At 46.1% G+C, this 7,735-nt stretch carries 8 protein-coding genes; all 8 read right to left on the reverse strand.

Annotated elements, in window-relative coordinates:
* Positions 1-415: ABC transporter permease subunit (locus tag AB4Z17_RS31730; protein ID WP_441964279.1), on the reverse strand; the 415-nt coding region annotated here is incomplete at its 3' end.
* A gap of 17 nt (positions 416-432) precedes the next feature.
* The gene (locus AB4Z17_RS31735; RefSeq protein ID WP_441964290.1) at positions 433-1,485 is read right to left on the reverse strand and encodes an ABC transporter permease; all 1,053 of its coding nucleotides are present in this window, start codon (positions 1,483-1,485) and stop codon (positions 433-435) included.
* Between the two features lie 74 nt (positions 1,486-1,559).
* Complete coding sequence (locus AB4Z17_RS31740) at positions 1,560-2,597, reverse strand: ABC transporter ATP-binding protein (RefSeq protein ID WP_441964281.1); 1,038 nt, start codon at positions 2,595-2,597, stop codon at positions 1,560-1,562.
* Positions 2,598-2,637: 40 nt separating this feature from the next.
* Positions 2,638-2,907 carry an ATP-binding cassette domain-containing protein gene (locus tag AB4Z17_RS31745; protein WP_441964283.1) on the reverse strand — a complete coding sequence of 90 codons (270 nt, stop codon included), beginning with the start codon at positions 2,905-2,907 and terminating at the stop codon, positions 2,638-2,640.
* Between the two features lie 107 nt (positions 2,908-3,014).
* Positions 3,015-4,169 (reverse strand): BMP family ABC transporter substrate-binding protein, encoded by a 1,155-nt coding sequence (locus AB4Z17_RS31750; protein WP_441907781.1) that lies wholly within the window; start codon positions 4,167-4,169, stop codon positions 3,015-3,017.
* Positions 4,170-4,458: 289 nt separating this feature from the next.
* Positions 4,459-5,094: a nucleotidyltransferase family protein gene (locus AB4Z17_RS31755; RefSeq protein ID WP_441964284.1), complete on the reverse strand. Its 636-nt coding sequence runs from the start codon at positions 5,092-5,094 to the stop codon at positions 4,459-4,461.
* Positions 4,997-6,103: an XdhC family protein gene (locus AB4Z17_RS31760; RefSeq protein ID WP_441964286.1), complete on the reverse strand. Its 1,107-nt coding sequence runs from the start codon at positions 6,101-6,103 to the stop codon at positions 4,997-4,999. Before AB4Z17_RS31760 ends, AB4Z17_RS31755 begins: the two co-directional genes overlap by 98 nt.
* Positions 6,104-6,177: 74 nt before the next feature.
* Complete coding sequence (locus AB4Z17_RS31765) at positions 6,178-7,503, reverse strand: 5'-deoxyadenosine deaminase (RefSeq protein ID WP_441964288.1); 1,326 nt, start codon at positions 7,501-7,503, stop codon at positions 6,178-6,180.
* Between the last annotated feature and the right edge of the window lie 232 nt (positions 7,504-7,735).

Here is a 7,735-nt window from a genome sequence, read left to right on the forward strand (position 1 = left end):
GAGCAAAGATACGGCCAATAAACGGAACACCTTCTAGCCACGCCATATCCAGCTTTGGCACTGCTCTTGGTACAGGAAGTCCACTAACCGATTTGCCTAGATAAGCGCTTAACCCCGCTCCAAACAAGGTCATTGCAAGGCCGCATACAATTTGATTTGCCCGAAGGGATACACTAAGAAAGGCATGAATGCCGCCTAACAAAATACTAATTCCGCATACGGCGAGCAGCGTGACCGTTAAACTGCCCGTTTGCAGAAAGGTCAGACAGGCCGTAACAGCGCCCATCAGCATGAGCCCCTCGGCACCTAGCTGAATAATGCCCGATCTCTCAATCAAGATGCCGCCTAGTGTCGCAAATAGTAACGGAGTACCGGAGGAAATGGCGGCAAGCAGCATTTGATATACAATTTCCATGGCTCAGACTCTCCTTTTCAGCGGATTTTTCGTAGGCGAAATTTACTGATTGTGCCCCCTGCAATGAGAAAAAACAAGATAGCGCCCTGCAGCATTTCGGATATCGAGGAAGGAAGTCCAATCGTTTGCACGCTGTACCCCCCTACAATAAGCCCTCCAAACAAAAACGCGGAGACGACAAGACCAATGGGATGTAATTTAGCAAGCCATGCCACGATAATTGCGGTATAGCCATAACCAGGCGAAATGCCATACATAAGGCGATGCGTTACTCCTGAGACCTCGGCCATTCCAGCAAGTCCAGCCAGTCCACCGCTTATAAGCATGACGAGCAAAATATGTCTGCTGAGTTTAATGCCCGCATTTTTAGCAGCTTCGGGATTAGCACCAATTAGCCTAAGCTCGTAGCCCCAGCGTGTATATTTAATGAAGAAGCCATACAGCACAATAGCGATTATGCCAAACAATAAACCGAGATGCAGCCTTGTATCACCTAGAACAGGCAGCGACTGTGCTTCTGTAAACATCGGCGTTCCTGGGAAATTCATGCCCTTCGGATCTTTCCAAGGTCCGAACACAAAATAATCCATAGCAAGCAGCGCAACGTAATTGAGCATTAGCGAAGTGACCAATTCATTCACTTGAAAAAAAGTCCGAGGAATAGCGGTTAACAACCCCCAAATACCGCCGGCAATGATACTGAATACGATCATAACGGGAATAACGAGAATACTTGGCATATTCGGAAAATAAATCGTCATCGCAGTAGCGGCCATTGCCCCTGCAGCAAACTGTCCTTCTGCACCGATATTCCACACGGATATTCGGTAAGCTATCGCTACGCCAAGCCCGCATAGCAGCAGCGGAATCGTTTTGACAAGCGTTTCTGTCAAACCGTAAGAGGTGCCGAAAGCGCCTGTGAACATTTTTTTGTAGACAGGAAGCGGGTTTATCCCATTTGCTGCAATGAATATGCCGCATACGACTAAAGCAAGCAGCACCGACACGAGAGGTATCCACCACGAGCCGCCTTTTTTGGTGCTGTCAATTTCAATGCGATATGATTGCAAGCTCCAGCGGTTTGGCTCCCGAACAGCTTCAACAGCAAGCGTTCCGTCTTTGAGTAAACTTGTTTTTTGTTTGCTCACCCCGCTTCCTCCTCTGCGCTCAGGAGCCCCGCCATATACATTCCGATTTTCTCTCGATCCGCTTCAGCACGCGCCATTTCACCAATGATCTGTCCGTTGTAAATGACGAGAATACGATCAGAAAGCTGCATAACCTCATCTAAATCCTCTGAAATGAGCAACACACTTTTGCCATCATCGCGCATTTCAGTCAACAGTCGATGAACGCCTTCTGTTGCGCCAACGTCGAGTCCTTGCGTTGGATGGACAGCTACCATAAGCAGTGGCTGCTGATGTACCTCTCGTGCAAATAACAGTTTTTGCTGATTGCCGCCTGACAAATGCTGAACCGGCGTATCGAGTCCAGGCGTTTTAACATCAAATTGCTCGACCAAATCTTGCGACCACTTTCGATTCACACCAATTCGCAGAAATCCGAAGCAGGAACGCTCCTTGGTCCGATACGATTTGAACAGCAAATTATCAACGATGCCAAGGCTTCCGGCTAAGCCGCTCTTCATTCGGTTCTCCGGAACATGAGCGATACCCGACTCAATAGCTCCCCTTACTGAACCATTTTGCAATTCCTTACCGTTAAAATGGATCATTCCACGTTTCCACGCTCGAAGACCGCTAAGCACTTCGGCGAGTTCCTTCTGACCATTACCAGCTACGCCAGCCACTCCGACGATTTCTCCTTCATTAACATGCAGCTTAATATGATCAAGCACCTTTTTCCCATGATCTGCGTATACGTCAACCTGCTGCAGGTCAAGCAATCGTTTCCCTTGCGGCCTAGGAAGGAATGGACGGCTTTCGCGGATATCTTTGCCGACCATAAGCTTCGCAAGATCGTGTTCATTCGTCGCGGATTTCTCCATCGAATGAATAAGCTTTCCTTTGCGCATAACGGATATATGGTCGGAAGCAGCCATAACCTCCTTCAGTTTGTGCGTTGTCAGTATGACCGTTTTGCCTTCAGCCTTCATATGCTGCAGCGTTGCGAACAGCTGCTCCGCTTCACCAGGCGTAAGCACTGAGGTTGGCTCATCCAAAATAATAAGGTTCGCGCCGCGATAAAGCGTCTTAACGATTTCAGTTTTGAAAGACCATGCCTATGCCAAGCTTCATCGCATCCTTAGGGGAACGAATTCTCGTGAGCTCCCCATTTAAGAAGATTTCTCCGCTGGTCGGCCTGTATACCCCCGAGAGCATACACATCATCGTGCTTTTGCCCGCACCGTTCTCACCTAAGAGCGCATGAATTTGTCCGGGCTTTGCACGGAAATCAACTCCATCATTTGCAACGACCGTACCAAAATGCTTCACGATTTGGCGCATCTCCACCGAATACTTCTTATGCATAACATCACTTCCTTCAACGTTTGTGAAGCAAACTTGAAATGCGTTGAATAAATCAACAAATCCCTTAATTCAGGGATTTGTTGACTTCTCTATATTTGCAAAGATGTTTATTTCGGGATCGTGCCGTCGACGCCTTTTACGAACCAATCCATAACCAAAATGTCTTCAAGCGTCAGCGTCTTTCCAGCTTCAACCTTCACTGCACCGGAAGCATCCGTAATCGGTCCTGTAAATACATTAAGCTCTCCGCTTATCAGCTTTGCTTTCGCATCACTTACTAACGTTTTAACATCCTCTGGCACACTAGGACCAAGTGGCGCTATATCGACCATTCCGTCAGATAATGATCCAGAATATTGCTCGCTTTTCCAAGTACCGTCGATAATCGATTGAACCGTTTTTGTATAATAAGGTCCCCAGTTCCATATCGGGTTCGTCAAATACGCTTCAGGCGCAAACCTTGTCATATCAGAGTCATTACCACCAGCCATTGCACCACGTTCTGCTGCTGCTTGCAGTGTTGCCGGCGAATCTTGATATGCGAGCAGCACATCTGCGCCTTTATCAAGGAGACTTACTGCTGCTTGACGCTCCGTTGTTGGATCAAACCAAGTATTCGTCCACACAACGCTTACTTTAGCATCTGGATTTACGCTTTGTACGCCAAGCGTGAAGGCGTTTATGTTATAAATGACCTCTGGAATCGGGAATGCGCCAACATATCCGATTACATTTTTTTTCGTCATTTTGCCGGCTGCAATGCCGCTTAAGTAACTCGCATCAAAATTTTTACCGAAAAATGTGCCCATATTGTCATTGGTTTTGTAGCCTGCGGTATGAAGGAACTTCACGTTCGGAAATTTCTTCGCTACATTTAAGGTGTAATCCATATAACCGAAGCTAGTCGTGAAGATGACATCATGGTTTTGCGCCAGCTCTGTAATGATTCGTTCCGCATCTGCACTCTCAGGTACGTTCTCAACCGTATCTGCTTTTATGCCAAGCTTTTCCTCCATGTACAATCTTCCCTTGTCATGCTCGAACGTCCAACCGCCATCACCAGGGGGGCCGATATATACGAATGCAACCCGTGGCAGCTTAGCAGGTTCATCCGTTGCTGCATCACTCTTTGGCGCTTCCGTCGCTTTCCCTGCACCTTCATCAACCTTGTTTGTTTTGTTGCTTGAACAGCCACTAATGATCAATACGAGCGTTAAAAAAAGTGCTAAACTTGAGAAAAATGCTTTTTTAGACGATTTCATACTGTTCCTCCCCGACTCTCTATTTTTTTAAAAAAAGAGGACAAGGTGCCTTATTGCTTCTGTATTTACCGCCTCTTGCTGCGAAATGTTCTGTGATGCCTGCCATGATCAGCTGCTGTCACTTTCGCTCGTTACAGATGAGATTAATAACGTAATTTCAATATATGCCCACGTTAACTACATGTCAATATATGTAACATGTATTTTTTAATCGGGTTTATTCATCTCTTTTTGTGCAATTCGCACAATTCTAATGAACTTAATGTTATATATACTCACATATTTACTTCTAACACTCTTTTGACAAACCCAAATATCGTTTTTTAGCTAAAGCAAAATCAGCTGGCGTATCTACGTCAAATAATGTCTCACGATCTAACGCCAGCAGCCCATAGCCTTGAAATTCAGTTGATCCGAACAGCTTACGAGCTCCAGCATCGCCCTTTAATTGGAATAAAGAATCGAACATGGAGCGGGATAATATCGCCGGAGGCATTAGAACAATTTCCCCTTCATTCGCTTCATGCACAGCGGTTGCGACAAAGTCCAGCTCCGGACGCTCACTCCAGCAGCGGATAAGCCTATTAATCATTCCGGAAGTAATAAAGGGTTGATCAGCGAGTACAACCACAACTGCATCAAGCGCAGCTCCCTCTCTCAAGAGCGCTTCAAGGCCGCAGCGGATCGAATAGGACATTCCCTTCTGCGCATCCGCACATTCAATCACAGTGACACCGCTAGACTGAAAATGATGAGCAGCACTTACAGCACTATCCTCTGCCTGGATCCAATCATTTGAATCTTCGGGATTAACAACAACCTTGATCTCATGAAGATCGCTGGACAACAGAGCCAGCAGCCCCATCCGTGCCAGCGGCTTGTTCTTCGACAGCTCGAGCGATTGCTTTCGAACTCCCATACGCATGCTCTGTCCTGCTGCTAAATAAAGGGCTGATATTCGCATGTTTGCTCCCCTCCTGGCTCAGGCTCTCTTTCCTTGCTGCACGTATGGCAATTAATTCAGCCGCAACGCTGACAGCTATTTCATACGGTCCATCTGCATGAATCGAGAGACCTATCGGAGCGTGTACATTGGATGGAATGAGAAAGGTCTCAAACAGCATCCGTATCCGCTTCTTTGAACCAAGAACGCCGATGTAAACAAGCTTTAGAGGCAATGCAAGCCTAATCATGTCCTTATCCTGAGACAAATTATGGCTGCATACGATTAAATAATCATTTGGACGGAGTTGCACCTGCTCCATTATTTGTACGGGAGATCCAATCACACATTCGGCGTGTGGAAACCTTTCCTTCGTACATAACGCCAGCCGCCAATCAGCTGCTATAACACGAAAGCCAATTTGTATCGCTAACGAATAGATAGCTTCAGCGTCTTTTCCTAGCCCGAATAACACCAAACGAGGTCTAGGCGTAATTACGAGCGTCATTTGATTGGAATTGTTGTTCAGTTCATCTTCATAGTCCACCAGTGAGTGATCGCCAAGGTTATCAATAAGCGAGTAGCTGATTTCTTTCTCATCCCAGCTTCGCATTAGCTTAACGGAAATGCCGGCATCATTTTTTGCTTTCGCTTCAAGCAAAATCGCCCGCAATCGTCCTTCCACAGGCTCCAGCAACATGCGAATTTCGCCGCCGCAGCCCACACTCTCACCCCATATAGCATCCTCTTCAGGCTTCATATTATAATCGACACAAATGAATTGACCGGAATCCCATACCCCCGCCGCCCTTTCTAACAAATCTTGCTCCAAGCAGCCAGGACTAACAGATCCAATCTGATCACCGCTGAAGCTGAACAACATCGACGCTCCGGTCTTACGATAGGAATGACCCTCAACACATACAATGGTAGCGAGCACACTCGGCTCGTCGCTTGCCTTCAACGATTCCAATACATCATGCATATCCATCCGCTATCCCTCCATTAGCATTAGTGCATTTAGCCCTCGCAGCGTAATCATTAGCTTAGCCTTCAACCTATCAGCTACAATCGAGCGATCAATTTTTTGAGTGAGCGATCCGCTTCCTTTAAGACAACTTTTTTATCAACCGTTCTCACGATCTTGTTTTCCATGACCACTTGCCCATCAATAAGAACGGTATCAACATCGCCTCTTGTCGCCGCATAAACAACTCTTGAATACCAATCCGCATCAAATGATGGATACACATGGAAATCCTCCAAATCAAGCAGCTGCAAATCTGCGAGTTTACCAGTCTCAATACTGCCAATCTCATTTTCTAAGCCAAGCACCTTCGCTCCGCCCATCGTCGCCATCCGCAGCACCGTTTTTGCATTCATAATCGTAGGACCATGCTTCACCTTTTGCATATAAGCGGTTAAGCGCATCTCCTGAAACATATCCAAATTATTGTTGCAAGGCGCGCCATCCGCACCAATGCCAATATCAATCCCTTGCTCAAGAAGATGCGGAATTTCTGCAACGCCTGACGCAAGCTTCATATTAGAGCCCGGACAATGAGTAATCTTGACTCCCCTCTCCCGTATAATTCTTTTTTCCTCCTCATCTAACCAAATGCTATGTGCCAAAATAAGATTCGGCTTCGCAAGTCCAATATGATCGAGATAGACGACATTTCTCATTCCGCGTTCCGCCTCAACCATTGCAATTTCGCCTTGGTTTTCCGATGCATGCGTGTGCACCATTACGCCATACTTGGCAGACAAGTCACGAACCCCAATAAGCAATTCCTCGGTACATGAAACAACAAAACGCGGGCAAAAGGCATATTGAATTCTCCCATTTTCGGCACCATGCCATTTTTCGAGAAGATCCACACTGTCCTGCAGCGATTTTTGAGTATTTTCCTGCAGAGCAAGCGGCACCTCCGTACCATGATCCATCATCACTTTTCCAGAGAGTGCTCGAATGCCGCTTTCTTTAATGGCTTGGAAAGCCGATTCTGTATAATGAACCGTCTCCATATCCAGAATAGTCGTTGTACCGCTGCGAATCAGTTCGCCAATCCCGAGCATGGCTGAGTAGTAAACAGAATCCTCACTATGAGCAGCCTCAAGTGGCCAGATTTTTTCCTTCAACCATTCAATGAGCGATAAATCATCAGCCCTCCCTCGAAACAGCGTTTGGCATAAATGGATATGCGTTTGTACAAACCCGGGCAGCAGCACTTTTCCGCCTGCTTCAATAACACGATCAACATTCTGTGTGTCCAACCGTTCGCCCATTTGGGCAATTCGGCTTCCCTCTATTAAGACATCACCTGTGAAAATCTGATTGTCGTGGTTCATAGTCATAACTACTGCGTTCCGAATAAGTATAGTTGTCATTCAAAAATTCCCCCTCATGCCTCAAGTGCTAGTATGTTAAATTTACCAAATATTCTGCCTTTATAAATTGCAGCATCACCGTCATCCTACAAACGGAAAGACAATGCAGGCATTTACTTTCTTTGTGTAAGGTTATCTAACATAATAATGCAGATTTGATCGTTAGGCAATACGTTTCTTTAAATATTTATATGCTTTACTACGAATTCGTGGAACTACTTAACATTAATGT

Source organism: Paenibacillus sp. TAF43_2, assembly GCF_052113545.1.
Classification (GTDB): Bacteria; Bacillota; Bacilli; order Paenibacillales; family Paenibacillaceae; genus Pristimantibacillus.